Consider the following 22,399-nt stretch of genomic DNA (forward strand, 5'->3'; position numbering starts at 1 on the left):
ACAGGCTACCACTCTTTAAGTGTTAGCCTGTTCTCCTTATTTCTCAACCGTTTCTAAATATTTAATTGGGTCAAGAGACTTATTATCATGAATTACTTGTAAAAAGACATTTGCTTTTTCTGCTTCAAGTCCATGCATAAAATCTCCTGCTTCACCAATTACTGTACCAGCTGTAATCTTTTGCCCCTCTTGAAGGCCGCTATTCATTTTACCATCTGAAAGACCATAAATTACTTTATCACCATTTTCAAGATCTAAAACTAAGCATTGACCTACAATAGGTACTAAACTGTCAAAGTTGCGATACATTTCTCTCAAATCATTACTGTCTTCTTTGATTGCCTCAATGGTTCCATCCGCAATTGCATAAATATTACTTCCATTACCAGCATTATAATAAACGCCATAGTAGTGATCAAACCCTGTTTTATTACCTTTTGCATTTCTATCAATTTTGTCTCCAGTGAAATCAATTACTACTGGAGTATTTTCTTCTACTGGATTTACAAATAAAGATACTGATTCATCACTAACCAATATTTGTTCATTTGTATTCTCTGCTTCTGGAGCTGCACTTGCTTCTGAAGTAGGTGCCACTTCTGATACTTCATCTGTTTCTACTTTCTGTCCTTCTTGTGTTTCAGATTGAATATCTTCTGATTGAAGAGAGTCTTCATCTAATCTATTTGTCTCATCTTGGGATGTCATTTCTTCAGTTGGAATACTATCATCTACAATGACTTTTTCACCTTCATAGTTATCTGATACTTTTCCTGCGACTTGTTTATTTGGGATATTTGCATCAGGTTGCACATTTCCGTCACTTGGTAAAAGTAATACAGCTACGAGTGCACCAACAATCACAACTCCCATTGAAATGTAAAATACATTTCTTTTTAAAAACTGTGTAATTTTATTCATTTTCATATTTACACCTCCGACATCTTAATTATCGCCAGAGTTTTCCATTATTATTCAAATGAATAAATTTTTTTAATTATTTTTACTCACTTCATTATATGTTTTTATTTCTATTCCTGAATAATAATATGCTAATATATCTTTATAATTTTTCCCTTGCTTGGCCATTTCATTTGCACCATTTTGACTTAGTCCAAGCCCCCTGCCACTGCCTATAACATCAAATATAAAATGGTCTCCTGATAAATAGATTCTGAAATTACTAGACTCTAAACCTAATAGCGTTTTAAAGGCTTCTCCACTTAAAATAACGTTCCCAACTTGAATACTTTTAATATATCCAGCTTCATCCTTTTCAATAATTTGAATTTGATTTTCTAGATTTTTCTCATCAGCTACTAATTCCGGATATTTTTTAGAAAGGGCTTCCACAATACTATTTTTACTTAGTTTCATCTGCGTATTGTTTGTTTCGTCTTGACTTTCTACACTTACAAGATACGGCACTTCTATATCATATACATCTTTTGCATTCCTTGTAAGTCCACCATTAGATTTATGATACAAAGGCTGTATAGGTTGTCTATTATAAAACATCATTTCATCACTAGTTTCTTCTATAGCCTCTTTATACATCTCATAAATACTCTCATATTCATTTTGCCAAAGCTGTTTCATCTCTTCTTCCGTATAACCACTCAGTTCAGCTTTTACTTGCATACCTAATGCTCTTCTAGCCATATATGTTCTTATGATAACTGCCTGTGCCTTAATTGCTTCATACTCATATTTATAAGATATTTCTTTGGCTAAAATAGGCATAATTAACGATTCATCTAAAAGTGTTGCTTCTTGCTCCACTTGTCCTACCTGCTCCGCTCTAATTTCCGTCAATATATTTTGTCTATTATATCCACTGCTATATATAATAATGATTGGAATCAAAAACAAACTTATACCTACCACAGCGCATTCTTTTATTAGCTGCTTCATCCTACTCCCCCCATCTAACTTGTACTCATTACTACATTATATGAGCACATAAAAATATATATGTGTAAAAGCTCTAATAAGGAGCATTATAGAACGGAAAAGCTATTATAACCTGGGTAGTATCTTGAACTTCATTATATATAAAAGTAATTTGTACATTAACTTTTGTACCGTTACTAGTTTTAGTATATTCTTCTACAAAAGGAGTATATCCATAATATGCTATTGTTCCTATATTATAATCATCTTGATAAGATGTTGTGTACTTACCTTGTAATGATTTAAACAACTGATTTTTATACATTTCTTTCTGCTGTTTATTTAAATCTCCTTTTATAGAACCAATAAAACTAATTGTTTCTTTTGTCTGTATATGCCAATCTTTAAAAAGCTTATTTACCTTATCTTTCATATCATCTATTTGATTTAACTCTTTTATCCCTTGAATTTCTATATTATAAACTGTAGTATTCTTATCTCTCATTTCATTTTTAATAGTTAAACAATATTTTGTATTCCCATTATCACCTAATTTTTGTAGTGCTTCTTCTACTGCTGTTTTTTGCATCTTTATGATTTCAACTGGTGCTTTTTCACTTTCTGTAACGCCTTTAATTCCCACTATAACTTTCTCATATGTAATATGACTTAAACTAATCAACTTGTAAAGTTGTGTTACTTCATTATTTACTATGTTACTACTTGCACTTATATATGTTATAGATAATACTGCTCCAATCACTAGCATAAAATATTTACTCATTCTTATCTTTCCCATAAAAAGCCCCCATCTCTTAACACTTATTTATGTTTAGAGTATAGACGCTTTTTTATTTTCTATTCAATTACTTGTGTAAGCATATCACATAATTTCGAATACGTTACTTTTGCTTTTGGATTAATATCTGTGATTAAACCTGCTGCATAAGCTTTTTTTACAGCTTCACGATAATTTGCACTGACATTTGAGAAGCTTGCATTAGATGGTTTTATCTTATAACCTGTCTTTAATTCATATAGTTTTATAAGTCCAGCTACTGCCTGTTCTTCTGTAATTGTGGTATTACTATTGCCACTATAAATGCCTGTTGATTTAGCCTTATTAAATGTTTCAGTACTTGGTTTGACTGTTAAATCGATTTTTGATTTATTTTGTGCTATGCCCATTAGAAGCGCTACATATTGATCACGATATACATAGTCTTTACTAAAATATAATGTACCTAAACCATTAATATTATAAGCATTGATTAATTTACCCATTGTATAGCTTACATTTCCTGAGCTTGCAATATTCTTTTGATAAAGACCAAAAAGTCCTAATTGAGATGTTTGATATTTTAAATATGTATTATTAAGTGTCTCAATTGTATGATTTGTTTTTACCCATCTTGCAGAATCATAATAATAAGTATATGTATATAAATCTTCATACCTATAAGATTCTACTGTATCTAATTTTAATTTAACCATTGCATATCCATCTAATTTATTGACTGTTGAAGTAAATTTATCACCTCTAAATCTGATTTCTAAGCGTTCACCTTTTACCATCATATCTGGATAACTTCTTTGATAAGTATACATATCAGCATTATTAGCCGTTGTTAAATCAAATTGAACTTTGTCTTTTGCACTATGTTTCTTACTATAATATTCAAGAGTTTTAGCTGGAATTTCATATTCTCCAACTTTTGTTTCAATCTTAAGTGCCATGCCTTGATTAATTAATGTATCTAAAACTGATTTTGCCATCTTAATTGTTCTGACTTTGGCATCTGTTTTATTTTTATAAAGTTCTATATCTACTGTATAGTAGTAATCTTTTTTAGCTTGGATTTGTGTAATAATTTTATTTGTATCTACAATCTCCCATGTCCAAATATCATTTTTATATGACTGAACAATTGGTTCTGGATAAACAACAACATTATCATTCTCCCCACCATCAAATTCGCCTTCAGATGTTTTAGTCATCAATCTTACATATTTTGTAAACATAGATTCTCTTACAATTACTCTACCTGTTTCTGGATCCGTAAATGTTAAAATTGTTTTAGCTCTTACATAATATGGCCTATTAGCTTGTAATTCAGTGAATTTAATCATCGTTTTGTCTATTATTTCATATTTACCTTTTTCACCAGGCTCAGTAGTATTAACTGTAATACTATCTAGAAATTCGACATTATCAGCGAATTCCACAACATATGAATAAACTTTATTTAGATTGTGATTTTCAGCTTCAACGCCTTCTAAATCTTCTACATCTCGTAACCAGTCTACAGTAATCCACTCATTAGTCACTGGTAAGAATTCTTGTCCCAATGCTAAAATACTTTGATAATCTGCTTTTCCAAGACCTCTTGGTGGATCTGGATTTTCAATTGTAAGTGTTTTTTGTGATACTGGGTTACTCCAGCTTGAAACTTCATTGCCTTCTTTTTGCTTAGCACGAATCCATACATGATAAGTTGTATCTGGCATTAATCCTGTAATTGTAATAACGGCCTTTTCACCATTTGCTACGTATTCTTTATCTCCTGGTTTATCTGAAATCTCAAATGGCCATACTTTTGCTGTATTTGTATCTTCTACTCTACTATAAACAAGTTCGTAATCAAAGTCTTTATTATATGTCCACCAAACAGACACACTATCATCTGTTACACCATTTGCATTTAAAACCGGCACAGTTGGTTTAGCTTGTGGTGATTCAAACTCTGTATTAGTTGTACCAATGATATAGCTTGGATAGGTTTGTGTAAGCTTTTGACCTGAATCTAACACCCGATAAGCTCTTATTAAAATAACGTAACGTGTATTAGGTTTAAGCCCTGTTACTTTAAAATCTTTCCAAGGTAATTGATCGCTATGATTTACGTTTCCTGGTTTAATCGTAGTCCAACCATCAACTGTGGTACTTTCATTTTGTACAATCCATTTTTCTAAACTAATAGCACTTGCTGTAGTCACAGCTGTATTTTGGTCTTTAATTTTTTTAATAATTTCATCATAAGATAATGTTTTTATTTCATATTGAATATCATTACCTAATGTTACTTCCCTATCTCTATAGTTTTTACTATAGTCATTACCTACAATATTTTTAACTGCTTCTACATCATTTTTTGTCTTTAAGATATGTTCCTTAAGATTATTTTCACCTTTAAATTTAATTGCTGGTGTACCGCCTGTGAAAACTCTACTATTCCATAATCTAGCAAAGAAATATTCTTCTTCATCTGTATAGTTTTCTGGATAATTTGCTATAATTTCATACCATTTTTCTAACCATTCAATAGTGATACTCTCTGTATCAACCCCATTTTCTTGCGTTCTAAGTGGTGGTTTAGCTAAAATTGGTGGGGTGAAGATGTCACCATTTTTATCTACTGTAATTGCCACAATTGTTGGCTGAGAAACACTCTCTGTTCCACTATAATCACGTTTTGCTACTATTTTAATATAGTAAGTTTTATTAGAGATAATAGGCTTTACTTGCCCATCATTTGTAATATAGTCTTTTAATTCTGTTTTAAAACCAATAATGGTCTTTTTATCTTGTTTAAAGATTAGCTCATCATCTGAATACTTACTAATCGATAGGTCTTTAACAATTGGGGTTATTGTAGTATCTGACAACATTGCCTCTTCTTCTGCTACCCAAATATCATATTTCATTTCATGTTCAATTGTTCTATCTGCCTTTTTAGGTGCATCCCAAACAAGTTGTATTACAAAAGGATTCTTATATTTCATATAAAATGTGTTTGCTTTCATCTTATCCGCACTAACCTCATCCCCTGTTACCAGATAATCACTTTTCTCAAATCCTTCTTGATCTCTTAACTTATCTGAATATGGTGCTGGCACCTGTGGTTTAAGTGGCTGTTCTCTTAATTCATATGGTAAATATGAACGCTCTTTCGTGCATATTACTTCTCCACCTTTAAAGACAAATTCTACATAATATGTACAGTTTTTATTAGGTTCATCATGTTCGAATCTTCTCGGATCTCTTGGGTTAAGCATATTATTATTAAGTGTCCCTACTAATCTATAAGAACTTTCGCCCTCTAACTTACGATAGATTTTTGTTGTTTCTAAAGTATTGTTATCTGCCCAAGCACCAAGCTGCCATTGAAGTTCTACTCTTTTTTTACCAATATTGAAGATTTTTAAATTTACACTTCTAGAGACTTGTGCTATCTTTGGTGTATCTATATTCTTACCAACTTTTTCCCAACCATCTCGTAAAAATTTATTACTAATACCTGTAGCTAATACATAAGCTGAATATTTTTCTCCTGGAATTGTATTTGGAATAATATATTTTACTTTCTTAACGCCGCCTTCTGTTACGACTTTTGTCTCTTCATCTTTGATAACTACGGTTTGTGTTCCTACTCCAGCTTGCTCACTACCATCTCTTCCATCAACACCATCTTTAGTATTTACATCTTTATCAATATACACAAGTTTATAGGTAGCCCCTGGTATATACTCCCATACAACCTCAATTTGATCATCTTTTTCTCTCATGATTGTATTAAAGTCTGTTAAGAAATACTTACTTGGCTCTGAATTAATAATGCTAGAAAGTTCCGCTTCAGATTCCCTTCCTTGTGCATCTTGGTGTAAATGTCCTGGCTTGACCTTTACCTTATATAAGTTACCATTTTTAATTTCTTGAGTTCCAGTTAAATGTTCTTCAATAAGTTCTACATACTTTTCTTTCCCTGCAGTGGCACGAAAACGATCTGACTCAAATGATTCACCATTTATGTCTTCTAAAAGGAAGCTGTAATATTCAGCTTCCTTTTTATTATTTATATTAGCTGGTACAGAATTGTCTGGCATGATATTTTTTGCAGCTGAGAAGGTAATTTGAACTTTAGGATTAATGTCATCCTTCTCTGCATATGCATAATGTTCAATCTTAATCGGTTCAATCCCATCACTTGGTAATCTTTCTTGAGGATTTCCCAGTACACTTGTACTGCTCATTAACATAGCAAATGCTAGCATTCCAGCAATACGCTTTTTAATTTTCATTATTCTTCCTCCTCTCAATCTTGGGTTATAATTGTGATTTATACAGCATTGCAATTACTTCTTCTATGCTAAGTTGTTTACTTGGCACTACTTTTGAATTAGGATTTTTTACAATCTTAAGTTCAACGGCTGCATAAACATATGATCTATATTTTGTTTGAAAAGCACCAATATTTTGAACGCTCTGTCTATTTTTAACAACAATACTATTTACTGGACGTTTATGTGCCTTTTCATAACCTTGCATAATGATAAAAATAGCTTCATCTTGTCTAATAGCATTTCCTTTGCCCACACCATTTACACCTTTGACACCATTGTTTTTAAGGTAGACAACATAATCTGTACCTCTTGGTGCACCAATGATTCTAGCCACTGCATTATAAACCTGTTCTTTTGTTGCTGCTGATTTAACCGAATTACTATTAATTGTAAAGAAGTCTGTTAAATTATATTTCGCAATAAAGCTTTGATATGGTGCTAAACTTGGTGCCGTTGTAATTAAAGAAACTTGTCCTGTTAAAATATATGTTCCTAACTTATTCGCTTCAATACCAAACCCATTTCCTATAGCATAACTATCTACTTGGTACCAATTTTGAATTAAATAATATGCATTTGCTGCATAACTATCTACTTTAGCCATTAAAAGAATTGATTTATCAATGGTATCTACTCTTACTTCTCGCTTAGTTGTACGTTCCATGATTCTTTCAACCTTTTTCATGTGTTCATCTTTAATGTCATCTAATGCATCATTGATAATTTCATTTAATGCATCATCAGCAATGGTACCATTATAAATTTTCTTTTCAAGTTTAGTTATAACACTTTTTCTTTCTTTGTCAGCAATATCGTTAAGTGCTATCATAATATTTTCTTCCACATCTCGGTCTGCTTCTTTAGTATAAACTAACTCCATATCTACTGACATTTTTGGTGTAATCGGTAACTCACCATTAATTCTATCTGTTGTATTATTAATTTTAAAACTAATTCCTACATAATAATCTTCAATACTATTCTCGTCCATTAACTCAACAGCTTTTTTAATTTGCTCATTATCCTCTGTTAATGTATGTGGTCTAATATGAGCTGTATAATCATCTAACGTGATTTTTAATACTGTTTTTGAATCATTTTCATAAGTAAATAAGCTTGCTGGCATATAATAATATACATCTTTCGCCTTTTCACCAACTACTAAATCATATTCATTTTGAAGCCCTACATCTGTCTTAACATAAGTTTCACGATATTTATAAACTGAATCTTTTTCTACTTCCCAATAAGGTCTTCTTCTGAGTTTCTCTATTTCTGTATCATATTTTTTAAGATACTCTTCATACTTATTATCTTTGTTATCTTCTTTTTCATCGAATTCTGTTCGTGTCATTACCTTCTCTGAATATAATGAAGTTGGATAACTTCCACCGTCTAAAATAGGCTTTGTTTTGTCTACTACTCTTACTTTGATATAGTATCGTTTGTTCTGTTTTAAACCTGTAATTTTATATACAAAGTGTGTATAACCATCCGGTGTTATTGGACTAGCTTCTTTTGGTGTTAATTTTGTAGAACTATATTTAGTGATTGAATATTCCTCATCCATTTCACCCTCAACTGCAATATCAAAACTATAGCTTGATGGTACTAGTGAATCAGATGGTACCGGCGCATCAAAACTAATAACTGTTTCTTTAGTTGGATCATAATCATATTTTTTTACAAGCTCTACTTTTAAATTAATTGGTGGTAATACTGGTGCTGTAGTTACAGGTATCATAATCCAACCTGATTTAATTTCTTTACCATTAATAATACATACCGTTCTAGCATAGTAGTAATAAACTGTATTCGGATTTAAAGTATTATCTGTTAATAAAAATCTACTTGATTCTTGTGCTGGTGTTAGATTGGTCCATACTTTATTTTTACTTGTGTAAGTGCTAATAAATGGATTTGTCTCACCTGGTAAATCTGATTTAAAACCAATGCGCTTATCATCAGCATCTATTAATTCTTCTACTGTTTTACTTTGTTCTTGTTGAGTTAATTGTAATTCTGTTCTAATAAACTCATAGTAAGTCTTTGTAACATCTTTATCTTCTTCAAATTTTGCCGGTGCCCAACCTATTGTTGCTGTTGTATTGTTAGGCTGTTCTTCTACCCAAATTTTTTCTGGTGTAGGAGGCACCTTATCTGCATCTGTTGGAGGAATTGGCATTGTTGTTGTTGTAAATGTTACTTCTTTAGAGAATAGAGAATAACGATTTGGTATCGTTGTCCCTGCTTCACTTATATCATTTCTCCAAGGATTTAATTTCACACGCACTTGCATGTAATATACTTCGTTAGGATCAAGCCCTATTAGTTCAAAGTTCTCTTCACCTTCACCTCTAAGTGAATCAGAAGCCACATTAATCGCTACTACTCCACCATTTCTAAGCTTTTCAATATATGCATTAGAATCATTTAATACTATTTTATTATGCTCCCTATCTACTTTAATAGGTGTTATTCTTCCTTTTTCTACATCAGAAACTGTACTTGTCAATTTATCTGATTTTTGATAGAGGTAAACCTCATATTCCCCGCTATAGCGTCCTGATGTTTTGTCAGCATTTTTATAAAGAGATAAATTTGCAGGTTCTAACATTTTATTTACATAGTTTTGAATATCAACGTTATTGATGATAACTTTTTCTGAAATAACTGTTTTATCTTCATTACTTATATCTTCAGCTGTAATACTACTAGGTACTGAAATAATATCATTTGTAATATCTAATGCAATAGATACCATATTAGACTCTTCACTATATACAACTGGTAATGTATCATCATCTGAAACTAATACTGTTCTAAGTGAGAGATAATAGGTTCCTGGCACTGGACGGTTTTCTATAATTTCAGATTCTTTTCCTGTAATACTTCCTAAATACTCACCTGATTTTACACTTAAATGATTAGCAGGTATATCAAGTTTTTCCCATTTGTTTTGTCCAAAATTTAAAATTGATATATTTTCCATACTAAAAGTATTATTAATTTCATTATAACGTACATCTGGCATTGCATTTTTATCTTTACCCGCCGTACCAGCTACTGGTTTTACAACTACTTTTTCATCTTCTAATGATACTTCAAATACTTTAGAATATGTCGCATATATATCCTGTGTACTATTACCTGTATTTGTTAATGGATCATAATCTTTTGGATCCTTACGAAGTAATAATTCATAATATAAATTTCCACCTTGTAATATTCGTGCTACACCTTCTGGTGCGTTCCATGTCATATCAAAACCAATAGCTTGTGGTTTAGCACCTAATACTTCTGTATTTTCACTAGGTACTACATATACATTATCAATTGATGAAATTTGAGTTGTCTCTGGTGTTATTGGGAATCTACTTGGTTTATAGAATACCATCTGTGATTCAAATGTATCTGGATTATCTGCATTAACCATGGCTACAACTTGGAAATAACTTTCAATTCCTGCTGGAACAATAGCTGTAATATTATTTGTCTCTGTTTCATTTGGATTATACTCATAAATAACAGCTGGTTTACCACGTTCTGAATCCTTATTATTAAGTACATAAATAGCATAAGTAGTACTTGTTTTAATATTATAAGGTTGAATATTAACTTGTACCTGGTTTGCATTTGTTCTATGTAATGTATAACCCAAGTAAGTATACCCTTTATTTGCTGGCCAATACTTTTCAGCTTGTCGTCCATATTGGAAAGAACCATCTATGATTGTACTTGTCTCTAACACATCCCATGTAATAACTTTACGTGTAGTCACACCTTCTAATTTTGTTTGTGATAAATATAAAGAAACAATATTATTCTTTACCTTAACAACACCACTATTATATTCTTCTACATCCTCTAAGTTCAATCTGACTTTTGCATTATCCCTTGGGATAAAGTCTAAACGAATGGAATTTGTTATAGTATCTAATGTATATCTTGTCCCAATCTGCAATGTAATTTCATCTTCATTTCCAGTGATATCATCTACATACGTAAATTTCTCATTATCAATCTTCTTCACTTGCTCAAATTGTACTTTTACTCCTGGTACAACACCTGGCTTAATTTGTGAAATATCTTCAATATAATCTAGGTTCTTTAGTTCTCCAGATTCTGAATATAAGTGAGTAGGTGTGATTGCATAATTCTTAGGTCCATTAAACATTTCACCTGCAACGCGTATGCTTCCTGAAGTTAATGTAAAAGGTGTAATATTCCCTTTGACAATACCAGTTGTATAAACAAATATGTTTTGACCATCAATTTTCACTCTAAGCTTAAGATTTTCTTGACTACCATTACTAAGTTGCATTCTAATACTTGTAATCTCTATATTAAATTCTTGATTTTCACGACTTTGATCATTTCCTAATTTAAAGTCTTTAACAATCTCACTTGTTACTGTCTCAGCCTCTCCGCTTCCCCATGTAAAATTAGAGTTATTAAATTTACGTGGTACGTAACTTATCGTAGATGTATCTGATAATGTTACACTTAATTTAACATCTTTTGTATTTGTATTTTCAAATTTTAAGTTAACCTTTCTAGTTACTGTATCCTGAGAACTATCCTGCAAGGCCTCTATATAATAATTCAACTCATAAATAGCAGCCGTTCCAGCTTCAAACTTAACAAGTGCCGTCTCTTCTGTATTCTTTTCCCTATCTCCTCTAGTTAATCCAGTAGAGTCTTCTTTTAACATTTCTCTTATTAATTCAAAACCTAATGGATTAGTAGTTGCTGCCTTCAAAATTGTTAAATCTTGAAAAACAGTAAATAACATGACGCACACTAACATGTGCGCTAACACTCTCCTCATACACTTTCCTCCTTCTTGTATTTCATGTAACTAAATACAATTTTGTTCAAGAATATTTTTATATTTAGACATTATCTCCTTCTTAAGATATCGGCTAAAATCCACTTATTCATGAGTAATATAAACTCTAAAAATCGGCTAAAGCAATATATAACAATAAACCCCTAAGCTTTAAATTTCTTAAGGGTTTTTCTTATCAATTATAATTTTTGTAAAATCTTTTTAAATGCAGTAGCTACCGGGATATTTTCCATTTCTTCTAAAGCATAATATTGTATTGGCTCACTATTTGTCTTAGCCTCTTTTAAAAGTATTTCAGCTTTTTGAGACCAATTAATAACTACCGGTGTCATCTGCCACTTTTTATGTGTAAAGATGTGGATAACCTCTGAAAGTTCACGTTGTTCATAGGTATTTAATCCACATTTCTTCCACACTTTGTGTTCAATCATCGGTGTTCCCCACAGATTTGCTAGTAATCCTTCTGCTGGACGTTTCTCTAGGCCATATCTTTGACCTTTTTTGAGAAGTACTACTTGATATTGCTCTTTAACTGCTTTTATCTTCTTTTCTTTAATAGGATACTTTTCTTCTTCACCATAACGATGTGCTTCACAAATTGTACGTACCGGACAAATATCACATTTAGGATTCTTTGGCGTACATACTAATGCACCTAATTCCATAAGTGACTGATTAAAACGGTTAGGATCATCTGGCATAAGCTCCATGACCTTTTCCTCAAAAATTTCCTATTTTTAGCCACTCCTATATCATCTGAGATACGAAACTGTCTTGCTAAGATACGCATAACATTTCCATCTACTGCAGGAAGTGGAATATGAAAAGCAATGCTACATACAGCCCCTAATGTATATGGCCCTATGCTTGAAATATCCTTTACAAGTTTAGGGTCATTGGGGAATATGCCGTTCCACTTTTCGTCTATCATTTTAGCACCTTTTTGTAAATTCTCTGCCCTTCTATAATACCCAAGCCCTTGCCAATAATGATGCACTTCCTCTAAACTTGCTATTGCCAAATCATGAATCGTAGGAAAACGTTCCATAAACTTTATGTAATAAGGGATTACAGTATCTACTTGTGTTTGTTGTAACATAACTTCAGAAACCCAGATTCCATAAGGATCAGAAGTTCTTCTCCATGGCATATCTCTCTTATTCTCATCAAACCACTCTAACATTAGTTTTGCATATTTACTGTTCACTTTATCCTCCATCAAAACAAAGCTTTTAAACCTTGCTATAAAATAACTGTCTTTATTTTACATTATTTTTAGATAGAAAACTATTATTTATACAATGAAACCATATTCGCCAATATTTCCTAGGAAAATTTATTTTTTGCCTCTATTTTAAATCACTCCGGTTTTGTATTAACTACTAAATGCCATTCACTCTTACTTTTTACTTCTCTCTTTGTATAATTCACAATTGGTCGTATATGCTTAAGCTTATCTGTATTAGTCAGTTCATAATATGTCACATCAAACTCTTTTTGAATACCTTCCTCCAAATTTCTATCATCCATTCCTGCACTAGATGAGCTTTGAATCCAATTTATTTCTTCTCCAGTTTTCTCATTATAAAGACTATAAATATTTGCTTCATTTTCTATTTCATCTTTATAAGTTTCACTTACCGTACTCAAATATAATAATGCTTTTTTCTGCTTACCTGCCTCTACCTTTCTATCATATTGAATACCAAAACCTACACCTACAATTCCAAATCCTGCTACATTATTTAAAGATACAATATACTTTAAATTATCAGGTTTTATATCTTCATAATTATCTTCAATTGGATATTCCTGATATATATCATAAATACTTTTTTCTAAAATTTTAATTCCTTTTTCTTCTTTTACAAGTTGTTTCAAATCTATTGATAAAGAGGCTACTTCATCACGATTTTTTAAATATCTATTAATATGATAAATTAATATTTTACTACTTTTTCTAACAATCAATATTTCCATCTCATACTTAATCTCTCTATAATCCACTCTTAATAAATTCTAAAAACAAAAAAAGTCAGGCGCACCTTCGTGCAACCCGACCCTGTTATCTTCCACAACATTTTTTGTATTTTTTCCCGCTTCCGCATGGACAAATTTCATTTCTACCAACTTTAATTTTATTAATTGGTTCACTTTTTACCCCATTTACTTCATCAGGTGTAAATCCTTTATTTAACCAAATACGTGTTGTATTCATCACTTTTATAACTAATCCAACTAACTTATTTACTTCTTCCATGCTCTTTGGTGAGATACCCATTACATTCCAATGTGCTAATGTATGTTGTAATATTTGGTCTCCTGACTTAGTTGTAATTTGTTGCCCTAATGAAAGATCAAAAATAGCTTCTTCTACTTTTATATCATCTAATTTATACGTTGTTTTAATATGTGTTTTAAGTCGTTCAATATGAAGTGTATGTTCATAATAATTCTCATCACTATAACGTAAAAACTCTTCTTTAGCTGGTATATAATATGATTTTCCTTGTGTATTTTGAATAAGTTCATTGAAACCTTGCATTTCAAAAAAGTATAAACATTCAGCTACAAGATATCCGTCTACATAATCATATGGTCTTGATAATTTTGCATCTAAATTAAACCAATCAAAGTATACTTGTAAATCAAGTGTTTCACTTTCATATTTCTCATATAAATCTTTAAATACATCAATTTCAATCATTCCATATAAGTGAAGTGCTGCTAATGTATACTTACGGAATTTAGCATATTGTAAATACTTTGATTCAAGAGCATTAGTTTCTTTTTGTTCAAAGTATCTTTTATATTCTTCTTTGATTTCTTCAGAAATTGTTACTACATTATCTTTAGAAATCTCAACATGTCCAATACTTTCTAAGAACCCATAGACACTTTTGGGATTTGTACAATCTTTAATCTGCCCTTCGTTTACTAACTTTTGTACAATTGCTAATTGTGATTCATCAAATAAAACAACCCAACTTTTAATTTCTTGTAAAATTACAGGCATTAATTCATCACATAATGCATCTTTATTTAATTTTGATACACCTTTTAAACCGTACAGTTTTACGAGTTCTTTTAACTCATCTTTTGTTCTCTTCTTTAATTGTAATTTCATCATTTTACCCCATTCTATTACTAATATCCTTAATCTAGTACCTATTTACTATAACATTAATATATATATATGGTAAATAGTACCTAATTAAAAACGCGTAATATTTGTACTGTAAATTAAAAAACTGTCACTCAGTGTACATCAGTACACCTTGTAACAGTTTTTCATTATTTCATGTTGCTTAAGTTAATACGTGCGATAGCTTTCTTAAGTGCAATTTCTGCACGAGCTCTATCTACATTAACATCTTGCCCTTGAAGACGTTTTTCTGCACGCTCTTTAGCTTTTCTTGCTCTTTCAACATCGATTTCATCAGCAAGTTCTGATGCATCTGTTAAAATAACAACTTTATCTATAGTTACTTCTGCAAAACCACCTAATGTTGTTGCTTCCTTTTTAACACCATCTTGTGTATAAACAAGTTTGTTGTATCCAAGAAGAGCTACAACTGGTTCGTGGTCATATAATACACCCATTTCCCCTTCTGTTGTGTTAAGGATCACTGATTCAACTTCTTCATCTAAAATTGAACGCATAGGTGTGATAATTTGAAGTCTCATTTTGTTTGCCATAGCTTCTTCCTCCTAATTATAGAGTTTTAGCTTTTTCAATGGCATCTTCAATTGTACCAACCATGTAGAAAGCATTTTCTGGAAGGCTATCATGTTTACCTTCAAGGATTTCTTTGAAACTACGAACTGTTTCTTTAACTGGTACATATCTACCTGGAGTACCTGTGAATACTTCCCCAACGAAGAATGGTTGAGAAAGGAATTTTTGAATCTTACGAGCACGGTTAACTGTAGCTTTATCAGCTTCACTAAGTTCATCCATACCTAAGATTGCAATAATATCTTGAAGTTCTTTGTAACGTTGTAAGATAGCTTGTACGTTACGAGCTACTTCATAGTGTTCTTCCCCAACGATTTGTGGATCAAGTACACGTGATGAAGATTCAAGTGGATCTACTGCTGGGTAGATACCTTGTTCTACGATAGCACGTGAAAGTACTGTTTTCGCATCAAGGTGAGCGAAAGTAGTAGCTGGAGCTGGGTCAGTTAAGTCATCGGCAGGAACGTATACAGCTTGAACAGATGTAATAGAACCTTTTTTAGTTGATGTGATACGTTCTTGAAGTGTACCCATCTCTGTTGCAAGTGTTGGTTGGTAACCTACAGCAGAAGGTGTACGTCCAAGAAGGGCTGATACCTCAGAACCTGCTTGTGTAAAACGGAAGATATTATCTACGAATAGAAGAACGTCTTGACCTGATTGATCACGGAAGTATTCCGCCATTGTAAGACCTGTTAAAGCAACACGCATACGCGCACCAGGTGGCTCGTTCATTTGACCGAACACCATTGTAGTTTTAGCGATAACGCCTGAATCTGTCATTTCATGGTAAAGGTCATTACCCTCACGAGTACGTTCACCTACACCTGCGAATACAGAGAAACCACCGTGCTCTGTAGCGATGTTACGAATTAATTCTTGAATAAGTACAGTTTTACCTACACCCGCACCACCGAAAAGACCGATTTTACCACCTTTAAGGTATGGACAGATAAGGTCAACTACTTTAATACCTGTTTCTAAGATTTCTGCAGATGTTGCTTGCTCTTCGAATGAAGGTGCTTTTCTATGGATTGGCCATTTTTCACCTTCTGGAGCTGGTTTTCCATCTACTGCTTTCCCTGTAACGTTGAAGATACGTCCAAGTGTTTCATTACCTACTGGAACTGAAATTGGTGCTCCAGTGTCTACAGCTTCCATGCCACGAACTAAACCTTCTGTAGCTGACATGGCAATACAACGTACGATATCGTCTCCAAGATGTTGTGCAACTTCTACTACAAGTACTTTACCATCTTGCTCTTTGATTTCAATAGCGTTGTAAATAGCTGGCATATTTTCTGCACTAAACTTAATGTCAAGTACAGGACCGATGATTTGAACAATATGTCCTACATTTTGTGCCATTTATTTGTTCACTCCTTTATTACTTATTTGAGTGCTCCTGCCCCCGCTACGATTTCTGTTAATTCTTGTGTAATTGCTGCTTGTCTAGCACGGTTGTATTGAATGCTTAATTTATCCATGATTTCTTGTGCATTTTCTGTTGCTGAATCCATGGCTGTCATTCTTGCTCCGTTTTCACTAGCACTAGCTTCACAAAGTGCCCCATAAATAACATCCGCTACATATCTTGGAATTACATATCCAAGTACAGCTTCTGGTGATGGTTCATAAATTAAAAGATCGCTTGGCTGACTTGATTCACTTTCAGTTTTTGTTTCAATATTATTTATATCTAATGGTAAAAGGCGAACCATCTCTGGCTCTTGCTGAATAGTCGATTTAAAGTTTGTATATGATAAATAAACTTCTCCAATTTCACCTTTTAAGAATTTATCTGTAATGTAGTCTGCAATTTCTTTTGCATCTCTGTAAGTTGGTTCTTCAGAGATATCAACTACTTCTTTAGCTACTTCGTAACCTCTACTTTTGAATTGGTCTATACCTTTTTTACCAACAACCACTAAGTGTGATTTGGCTGCATCTTCGATGTGGCTCATTGTAAGCTTACAAATGTTAGCATTGTAACCACCACAAAGACCTTTGTCTGATGCTAAAGTAATAAATGCTTTAACATCAGAACCATTTGGTTTTAGGAAAGGAGAGCCTTGTCCTTTTGCATTTTGGGCAATAGACTGCATAGTAGAGAGTATCTTATTAAAAAAGGGTCTTGTTCTAAGAGCTGCCTCTTTGCTTTTATTAAGCTTAGAAGTAGCAACAAGATTCATAGCACTAGTGATTTTCTTTGTACTATCAATACTTCGGATTCGCCCTTTAATATCTTGTAAAGACGCCATCTACTCACCCCTTTAAATTAAGCTCTAAAGCCTTGTTTGAATTGTGTAATGATATCATTTAATTTAGCATCAAGCTCTTTTGTAAGACCAGCTGGTTTTACAATTTCATCAAAGATATCAATATGTTTTGTTTCAACATACTCAAAGAGTTCACTTTGGAATCTAGCTACTTCTGAAAGAGGTACATCCATAAGGAATCTTCTAGTTGCTGCATAAAGGATAACAACTTGGTGTGCAACTGAAAGTGGTGAGTATTGAGGTTGTTTAAGAATCTCTGTAATACGTTCACCTTGTGTAAGTGCATTTTTAGTTGCTGGATCAAGATCTGATCCAAATTGTGCGAATGCAGCAAGTGATCTATATTGTGCAAGTTCTGTACGAATAGGACCTGCTACTTGTTTCATTGCCTTGATTTGAGCTGCCCCACCAACACGTGATACTGAAAGACCTGGGTTAACCGCAGGACGAACACCAGCATTGAAGAGTTCTGTCTCAAGGAAGATTTGTCCATCTGTAATAGAAATTACATTTGTTGGGATATAAGCTGAGATATCCCCTGCTTGTGTTTCGATGATTGGAAGAGCTGTAATTGAACCTCCACCAAGCTCATCAGAAAGTCTAGCTGCTCTCTCAAGAAGACGTGAATGTAAGTAGAATACATCCCCTGGATAAGCTTCACGACCTGGTGGTCTGTGAAGAAGTAATGACATTGTACGGTAAGCTACCGCATGTTTTGATAAGTCATCGTATACGATAAGAACATCTTTCCCTTGTTCCATCCATTCTTCACCCATTGTAACACCTGCATATGGTGCAAGGTATTGAAGTGGAGCTGCTTCTGAAGCTGTAGCAACAACGATTGTTGTATAACTCATAGCATCAGCTTTTTCTAAGCTGTTTACAAGCTGTGCAATTGTTGAGGCTTTTTGACCAATTGCAACATAAATACATAAACAATCTTTACCTTTTTGGTTAATGATTGTATCGATAGCGATTGCAGTTTTCCCTGTTTGTCTATCCCCAATGATAAGCTCACGTTGACCACGTCCGATTGGTACCATGGCATCAATAGCTTTTAACCCTGTTTGAAGTGGTGTATCTACAGATTTTCTATCAATAACCCCTGATGCAACACGTTCTACTGGTCTATATTTTTCTGTACTGATTGGACCTTTCCCATCGATAGGTTGACCTAATGCATTAACAACACGTCCTGAAAGAGCGTCACCTACTGGCACCTCTACTACACGTCCTGTTGATTTAACAGAGTCACCTTCTTTGATGTTTTGATCTGAACCTAAAATAACAGCACCAATGTTGTCTTCTTCTAAGTTCATAACCATACCATAAATTTCACCTGGGAATTCAAGAAGCTCACCTGACATAGCTTTTTCAAGCCCATGTACACGTGCGATACCGTCACCTACAGCGATTACAGTACCTACTTGTTCTGCTTCAAGGTGTGATTTATAGTTTTTAATCTGGTCTTTAATAATACTACTAATTTCTTCTGGTCTCAGATTCATTAACTGAATACACCCCTTTCTATGCAAGTCTAATATCAGATAACTGTTTCTTTAAAGTCTGCATTTTGCCTTTAATACTAGCATCTACAACTTTGTCAGCTACTTTAATAATTAGTCCTGCTATAATACTTTCGTCGATTATTGTTTCTAGTTCAACTTTGCTATTTGTGCTAGCTTCGATTTTACTTTGAATTTGTTCTAGTTGACTTTGGCTAAGTGCAATGGCAGATGTAACTGTTGCTTTAACAATTCCAGCTTCCTTCTTAACCATATCTAAAAATCCTTCAAGGACTTCTAAGATAGAAGTTTCTCTTGATTTACGAACCATAAGAACCATAAGTCCTACGATTGCATCAGATACCTTATCTCCAAAAATATTTTCAATTAAGGAGATTTTTTCTTCTTTACCTACTTTAGCATCCCCTAAAAGAGTGATAAAGTCAGGTGTTTGTTTCATAGCTTCTACAATTGTTTTAACTTCAGCTTCATACTGAGCTAAAGCATTTGCTTCCTTAGATATTTCAAATAGGGCGGTAGCATATCGTTTTACAACTAATTGAGCCACTGTACATCCCCCATCTCCTTAATAATTTCATCAATTATTTCATTATGTTTTTGTTCATCAAGCGAAACTGCAACAAATTTACTAGCCATGAGTGTAGACACCTCAATCATTTGTTGTTTCATTTCATCTTTAACACGTTCTTGTTCAAGTTTCATATCATTTAAAGCTTTTTGTTTGATAGCTTCTGCTTCCGCTCTACCTTCAGCAATGATTTGTTCTTCTCTAGCAAGCGCTTTAGCTCTTGCTTCTTTAAGAATTGCATCTGATTCAACTTGAATTTCTGCTAATTTTTTGTCATATTGACCTTTTAATTTAACAGCATCTGCTTTTGAAGCTCTAGCTTCATCGATATCTTTTGCAATGCCATTTTTTCTCTTTTCCAGGAACTCTGTCATAGGTTTAAATAAGAGTTTTGATAAAATCACAATAATGATTAATGTAGAAATCCATTGTAATCCTAAGTCCCAAAGTAACTGCATATCAAATCCGATAATTCTTCCTGGTTCAGCTGCTAATACAGTAATGAATGATGTATTCAAAGGGAAAGTCCCTCCTTTCTATGTCGATGTCAAAACTAATTCTTATATTAATTAACCGATTAATGACATGTATTTTGTAATAAGTGGGTTAGCGAATAAAAGAATGATAGCTACAATAAGACCATAGATACCTGTTGTTTCAGCTACAGCTGCCCCTAAAAGCATTGTACTCATGATTGTACCTTGTGCTTCTGGTTGACGACCTACAGCTTCAGCACCTTTACCTGCTGCATATCCTTGTCCAATACCAGGTCCAATACCTGCGATCATTGCAAGACCTGCACCAATTGCAGAACATGCTAAAATAAGAGCTCTTCCATCAATTTGATTGTTATCCATTATAATTTCCTCCTTGAGTTTGATTTACTCATTAATAATTTCTTAGAATACTTGCACGAACATTAAAAGTAATGAAATGATAAGTGCATAAATACCTGTTGTTTGTGCAACAGCTTGACCAAGTAACATTGTACGTAAAATAGCACCTTGTAATTTAGGTCTTTTACCTGCTGCTTCAGTTGCTTTACCTGCTGCATATCCTTGTCCAATACCAGGTCCAATACCTGCAATCATTGCAGTACCTGCACCTATACCACATGCGCCAAGAACGATGCTTACACCTTCTCTAGCAATAAATGGATTAGCAAATAGTAATAATAAACCAATTACTAAAGCAAAGATCCCTGATGTTTGAGTTACAGCTTGACCGATTAACATTGTACGGATAGCTGTCCCTTGAACATTTGGATTTTTACCTGTAACTTCTGCTGCTTTACCTGCTGCATATCCTTGTCCAATACCAGGTCCAATACCTGCGATCATTGCAAGACCTGCACCAAGTGCACTTGCTGCAAGAACGATTCCAATTCCTTCTTTACTTACAAGTGGATTAGCAAAGAGCATGATAATAGCGATAACAAGAGAGAAAATCCCTGATGTTTCAGCTACTGCTGCTCCTAATAACATAACGATTGTTGCTGATTTACTTCCTTCTGGATTTGCACCAGCAGCTTCTGCTGCTTTACCTGCTGCATATCCTTGTCCAATACCAGGTCCAATACCTGCGATCATTGCGAACCCTGCACCAATTGCAGAAAGTGCTAATACGAGTGCTTTAGGATCTACATTGAACATCCATCCGAAAAATAGGTCAAAATATGACATTTTCTTACTTCACTTCCTTTCTACTCCATAGCGCCTGACACAAATGTCATACTAAGCATTACAAAGATAAATGCTTGTAATGAACCAGCAAAGATATCAAAATACATGTGTAATGCTGCTGGAACACCTATGAGTGTGAGGAACCAAGGAAACATAGCATATACTAAGCCCATAATAATTGTTCCACCTAAAATATTACCAAATAAACGGAAACTAAGTGAAATTGGTGTTGCAATCTCACCGATGATATTAATTGGTAATAAGAATGGAAAAGGCTCTACTAAGAACTTAAAGTATCCAGGTCCTTTAGCTTTAACACCAAATCCATGAATCATGAAGAAAGTTGTTAAGGCGAATGCCAATGTTGTTGCAAAGTCAGCTGTTGGTGGTCTAAGCCCTACTAAGCCAGATAAGTTACAAATTATGATAAAGATAAATAATGGTCCGTAAAAGGTTGCGAAACCTTTATTTTGTTTACCCATTGTACTCACTGTAAAGTTATTAAGTGAATCTACAAGTGTTTCTACCAAGTTTTGTAATTTTGTATCTGGAACTTCTTTGAAATTCTTAATTTTCGCTCTAACAACAAGTGCAAAAATTATAAGTGCAGCCATGATCACCCAAGTGTTTACATGTGTTTGTGTAATTCCTAGAGTCTGTCCATTAACTTCAAAAAGTGGTATTAGGGTTTGTGAACCAAAGTCTAAGTTTTCTCCCATCTGCTTACACTCCTTTCCAT

General features: G+C 33.3%; 18 protein-coding genes and 2 pseudogenes. All 20 read right to left on the reverse strand.

Annotated features, from left to right (window positions below):
• Nucleotides 1–36 precede the first annotated feature (36 nt).
• On the reverse strand, nt 37–927 hold the full coding sequence (locus JCM14822_RS03370) for a M23 family metallopeptidase (protein WP_054739660.1): 891 nt from the start codon (nt 925–927) through the stop codon (nt 37–39).
• A 66-nt stretch (nt 928–993) separates the two neighbouring features.
• The gene (locus JCM14822_RS03375; protein WP_054739662.1) at nt 994–1,914 is read right to left on the reverse strand and encodes a SpoIID/LytB domain-containing protein; all 921 of its coding nucleotides are present in this window, start codon (nt 1,912–1,914) and stop codon (nt 994–996) included.
• 73 nt (nt 1,915–1,987) lie between these two features.
• Nucleotides 1,988–2,692, reverse strand: coding sequence for a YwmB family TATA-box binding protein (locus JCM14822_RS03380; RefSeq protein ID WP_054739664.1), 705 nt, complete (start codon nt 2,690–2,692; stop codon nt 1,988–1,990).
• Nucleotides 2,693–2,751: 59 nt separating this feature from the next.
• Entirely contained in the window at nt 2,752–6,972 is a 4,221-nt protein-coding gene (locus JCM14822_RS03385) for a fibronectin type III domain-containing protein (protein WP_054739666.1), read from the reverse strand.
• 25 nt (nt 6,973–6,997) lie between these two features.
• The gene (locus tag JCM14822_RS03390; RefSeq protein ID WP_054739668.1) at nt 6,998–11,845 is read right to left on the reverse strand and encodes a hypothetical protein; all 4,848 of its coding nucleotides are present in this window, start codon (nt 11,843–11,845) and stop codon (nt 6,998–7,000) included.
• A gap of 200 nt (nt 11,846–12,045) precedes the next feature.
• Nucleotides 12,046–12,576 carry an NUDIX domain-containing protein gene (locus JCM14822_RS03395; protein ID WP_054739670.1) on the reverse strand — a complete coding sequence of 177 codons (531 nt, stop codon included), beginning with the start codon at nt 12,574–12,576 and terminating at the stop codon, nt 12,046–12,048.
• Nucleotides 12,522–13,073, reverse strand: coding sequence for an A/G-specific adenine glycosylase (locus tag JCM14822_RS03400; RefSeq protein WP_054739671.1), 552 nt, complete (start codon nt 13,071–13,073; stop codon nt 12,522–12,524). Before JCM14822_RS03400 ends, JCM14822_RS03395 begins: the two co-directional genes overlap by 55 nt.
• A 152-nt stretch (nt 13,074–13,225) precedes the next feature.
• Entirely contained in the window at nt 13,226–13,837 is a 612-nt protein-coding gene (locus JCM14822_RS03405; protein ID WP_172674758.1) for a hypothetical protein, read from the reverse strand.
• A 94-nt stretch (nt 13,838–13,931) separates the two neighbouring features.
• On the reverse strand, nt 13,932–14,993 hold the full coding sequence (locus JCM14822_RS03410; RefSeq protein WP_054739675.1) for a YecA family protein: 1,062 nt from the start codon (nt 14,991–14,993) through the stop codon (nt 13,932–13,934).
• A gap of 167 nt (nt 14,994–15,160) precedes the next feature.
• Nucleotides 15,161–15,565 carry a F0F1 ATP synthase subunit epsilon gene (locus tag JCM14822_RS03415; RefSeq protein ID WP_054739677.1) on the reverse strand — a complete coding sequence of 135 codons (405 nt, stop codon included), beginning with the start codon at nt 15,563–15,565 and terminating at the stop codon, nt 15,161–15,163.
• A gap of 16 nt (nt 15,566–15,581) precedes the next feature.
• A complete protein-coding gene (gene atpD, locus JCM14822_RS03420; RefSeq protein ID WP_054739679.1) occupies nt 15,582–16,973 on the reverse strand; it encodes a F0F1 ATP synthase subunit beta in 1,392 nt (463 codons plus the stop codon).
• A 23-nt stretch (nt 16,974–16,996) separates the two neighbouring features.
• Nucleotides 16,997–17,866, reverse strand: coding sequence for an ATP synthase F1 subunit gamma (gene atpG / locus JCM14822_RS03425; protein WP_054739681.1), 870 nt, complete (start codon nt 17,864–17,866; stop codon nt 16,997–16,999).
• A gap of 17 nt (nt 17,867–17,883) precedes the next feature.
• Entirely contained in the window at nt 17,884–19,392 is a 1,509-nt protein-coding gene (atpA, locus tag JCM14822_RS03430; protein ID WP_054739683.1) for a F0F1 ATP synthase subunit alpha, read from the reverse strand.
• Between the two features lie 19 nt (nt 19,393–19,411).
• On the reverse strand, nt 19,412–19,957 hold the full coding sequence (gene atpH, locus JCM14822_RS03435) for an ATP synthase F1 subunit delta (RefSeq protein WP_054739685.1): 546 nt from the start codon (nt 19,955–19,957) through the stop codon (nt 19,412–19,414).
• Nucleotides 19,945–20,496 (reverse strand): F0F1 ATP synthase subunit B, encoded by a 552-nt coding sequence (atpF, locus tag JCM14822_RS03440; RefSeq protein ID WP_054739687.1) that lies wholly within the window; start codon nt 20,494–20,496, stop codon nt 19,945–19,947. Before atpF ends, atpH begins: the two co-directional genes overlap by 13 nt.
• 51 nt (nt 20,497–20,547) lie before the next feature.
• Nucleotides 20,548–20,835 carry an ATP synthase F0 subunit C gene (gene atpE / locus JCM14822_RS03445; RefSeq protein WP_054739689.1) on the reverse strand — a complete coding sequence of 96 codons (288 nt, stop codon included), beginning with the start codon at nt 20,833–20,835 and terminating at the stop codon, nt 20,548–20,550.
• A 42-nt stretch (nt 20,836–20,877) separates the two neighbouring features.
• Nucleotides 20,878–21,069: an ATP synthase F0 subunit C gene (gene atpE / locus JCM14822_RS24370; protein WP_242861386.1), complete on the reverse strand. Its 192-nt coding sequence runs from the start codon at nt 21,067–21,069 to the stop codon at nt 20,878–20,880.
• Nucleotides 21,070–21,120: 51 nt separating this feature from the next.
• Nucleotides 21,121–21,363 (reverse strand): annotated as a pseudogene (gene atpE, locus JCM14822_RS24375) (ATP synthase F0 subunit C); the annotation flags it as partial.
• A 6-nt stretch (nt 21,364–21,369) separates the two neighbouring features.
• A pseudogene (atpE, locus tag JCM14822_RS24380) lies at nt 21,370–21,630 on the reverse strand (ATP synthase F0 subunit C); the annotation flags it as partial.
• Nucleotides 21,631–21,680: 50 nt separating this feature from the next.
• The gene (atpB, locus tag JCM14822_RS03455; protein ID WP_054739691.1) at nt 21,681–22,379 is read right to left on the reverse strand and encodes a F0F1 ATP synthase subunit A; all 699 of its coding nucleotides are present in this window, start codon (nt 22,377–22,379) and stop codon (nt 21,681–21,683) included.
• Nucleotides 22,380–22,399 lie beyond the last annotated feature (20 nt).

Source organism: Cellulosilyticum ruminicola JCM 14822, from assembly GCF_001311925.1.
GTDB lineage: Bacteria > Bacillota > Clostridia > Lachnospirales > Cellulosilyticaceae > Cellulosilyticum > Cellulosilyticum ruminicola.

Excerpts from the sequence above, each read along its gene's own strand:
- JCM14822_RS03410 (WP_054739675.1), bottom strand. The coding sequence starts at position 14,993 with ATGAAATTACAATTAAAGAAGAGAACAAAAGATGAGTTAAAAGAACTC.
- atpE (WP_054739689.1), bottom strand. The coding sequence starts at position 20,835 with ATGGATAACAATCAAATTGATGGAAGAGCTCTTATTTTAGCATGTTCT.
- atpB (WP_054739691.1), bottom strand. The coding sequence starts at position 22,379 with ATGGGAGAAAACTTAGACTTTGGTTCACAAACCCTAATACCACTTTTT.
- atpD (WP_054739679.1), bottom strand. The coding sequence starts at position 16,973 with ATGGCACAAAATGTAGGACATATTGTTCAAATCATCGGTCCTGTACTT.
- atpG (WP_054739681.1), bottom strand. The coding sequence starts at position 17,866 with ATGGCGTCTTTACAAGATATTAAAGGGCGAATCCGAAGTATTGATAGT.
- JCM14822_RS03395 (WP_054739670.1), bottom strand. The coding sequence starts at position 12,576 with ATGGAGCTTATGCCAGATGATCCTAACCGTTTTAATCAGTCACTTATG.
- atpA (WP_054739683.1), bottom strand. The coding sequence starts at position 19,392 with ATGAATCTGAGACCAGAAGAAATTAGTAGTATTATTAAAGACCAGATT.
- JCM14822_RS03390 (WP_054739668.1), bottom strand. The coding sequence starts at position 11,845 with ATGAGGAGAGTGTTAGCGCACATGTTAGTGTGCGTCATGTTATTTACT.
- JCM14822_RS03375 (WP_054739662.1), bottom strand. The coding sequence starts at position 1,914 with ATGAAGCAGCTAATAAAAGAATGCGCTGTGGTAGGTATAAGTTTGTTT.
- JCM14822_RS03370 (WP_054739660.1), bottom strand. The coding sequence starts at position 927 with ATGAAAATGAATAAAATTACACAGTTTTTAAAAAGAAATGTATTTTAC.
- JCM14822_RS03385 (WP_054739666.1), bottom strand. The coding sequence starts at position 6,972 with ATGAAAATTAAAAAGCGTATTGCTGGAATGCTAGCATTTGCTATGTTA.
- JCM14822_RS03415 (WP_054739677.1), bottom strand. The coding sequence starts at position 15,565 with ATGGCAAACAAAATGAGACTTCAAATTATCACACCTATGCGTTCAATT.
- JCM14822_RS03380 (WP_054739664.1), bottom strand. The coding sequence starts at position 2,692 with ATGGGAAAGATAAGAATGAGTAAATATTTTATGCTAGTGATTGGAGCA.
- atpE (WP_242861386.1), bottom strand. The coding sequence starts at position 21,069 with ATGATTGCAGGTATTGGACCTGGTATTGGACAAGGATATGCAGCAGGT.